The organism is Mycobacterium sp. NGS24 (genome assembly GCF_059813065.1).
Genome location: NZ_JCALDW010000037.1, coordinates 1 through 1,341 on the forward strand (window position 1 = coordinate 1; position 1,341 = coordinate 1,341).

At 65.3% G+C, this 1,341-nt stretch carries 1 protein-coding gene and 1 pseudogene; one reads left to right on the forward strand and one right to left on the reverse strand.

The genetic code is table 11. The features are described from left to right. Window positions 1-24: 24 nt before the first annotated feature. Window positions 25-678, reverse strand: a complete 654-nt coding sequence (locus tag AC5Y6Y_RS25715; RefSeq protein ID WP_463829103.1) for a response regulator — start codon at window positions 676-678, stop codon at window positions 25-27. A gap of 102 nt (window positions 679-780) precedes the next feature. Between AC5Y6Y_RS25715 and AC5Y6Y_RS25720 the strand changes: the two are divergent. Continuing rightward, window positions 781-1,341, forward strand: a pseudogene (locus AC5Y6Y_RS25720) (sensor histidine kinase); the annotation flags it as partial.

Sequence of the window (1,341 nt, forward strand, 5' to 3'; positions counted from 1 at the left end):
TCTGATTCGCGGCGAAAACCGCGATCAATCAAGCAGTTTCTGGCGCATCGCCTCGGCGACCGCGGCCGCCCGGTCGCTGACACCGAGCTTCTCGTACAGGCGTTGCACATGAGTCTTGACCGTCGACGGTGCCACATACAATTCGGCGGCGATCGCGGGAATGCTCTGGCCGCGCGCAATGCGGTTGAGCACCTCGCGTTCGCGCGCGCTCAGCACCGGAGCAGTCGGTGCCGCGCGCTGCCGGATCTCCCCGGCCAGGCCGCCGACGAGGGAGGGCGCGACGACGTCGCGGCCCTTGGCGACGTCGAGAACCGCTTTGACGATCTCGGACCGGGTCGAATCCTTCAGCAGGAATCCGGCGGCACCCTGCTGCAGGGCCTGGTACACGATCGCCGATTCGTCGTGGGCCGAGAGCAGCAGCACCCGGGTGGGTATGTCGTTGTTGCGCACTGCCGCCGCCACCTGCGCACCATCCATCCCGGGCATGCGGTAGTCCAGCAGTGCGACGTCGGGCCGGTGGGCTTTGATCAACTCCAGAGCGCCCGTACCGTCGTCCGCCTCGCCGACAACATTCACCGAACCGCTCAACGAGAGCGCGCGTACCACGCCCTCGCGAAACAGCGGGTGGTCATCGCCGACGACCACACGCACTTTCTCAGGCGTCACAGCGCCGACCATTGCCAGAGTGTAGCGCTCGCCTGCACCGAACTGTTCGTAATCGCCAGACTCGCGATCGGTATTCCGCAGTTTGCTCGCCCCCACCCTGAGTACGGTGTTCGTGTGGCGACCAGCGACGTCGAACTGGAACGAGTGCGCCGCGTGCACCGTTTGCGGTCCTACCGGATCGCCTCGGTGTTACGGATCGGCGTGGTGGCGCTGATGGTTGCCGCGATGCTGATCGGGACCCGGCCGTCGCAGTGGACGCAACAAACCATCCTCATCGTCGGATACTCGGTGATCGCACTGTGTTCGCTGGTGATGGCGTTCGCTCCGTCGCGCCAGTGGGTGGGTATGGGCCCATTGGCGCGGGTGCGCCGATTCGAGCCGTTCGCCTTCACCGCCATCGATGTGTTGGCGCTGACCGGTTTTCAGATGCTGTCGACCGACGGGATCTATCCGTTGCTGATCATGACCCTGCTGCCGGTGCTGGTGGGTCTCGACGTGTCGACACGCCGGGCCGCGGTGGTGCTGGCCTTCACCCTGGTGGGATTTGCGCTGTCGGTCGCCCAGGATCCGGTGATGGTCCGCGCTATCGGCTGGCGCGAAGCCGTCTTTCGGTTCGCGCTGTATGCGTTTCTCTGCGGAACGGCATTGGTCGTGGTGCGTATCGAAGAACGCCAC

What these genes read in the sequence shown, in the direction of transcription:
- AC5Y6Y_RS25715 (WP_463829103.1), bottom strand. Translation starts at nt 678, where the DNA reads ATGGTCGGCGCTGTGACGCCTGAGAAAGTGCGTGTGGTCGTCGGCGAT.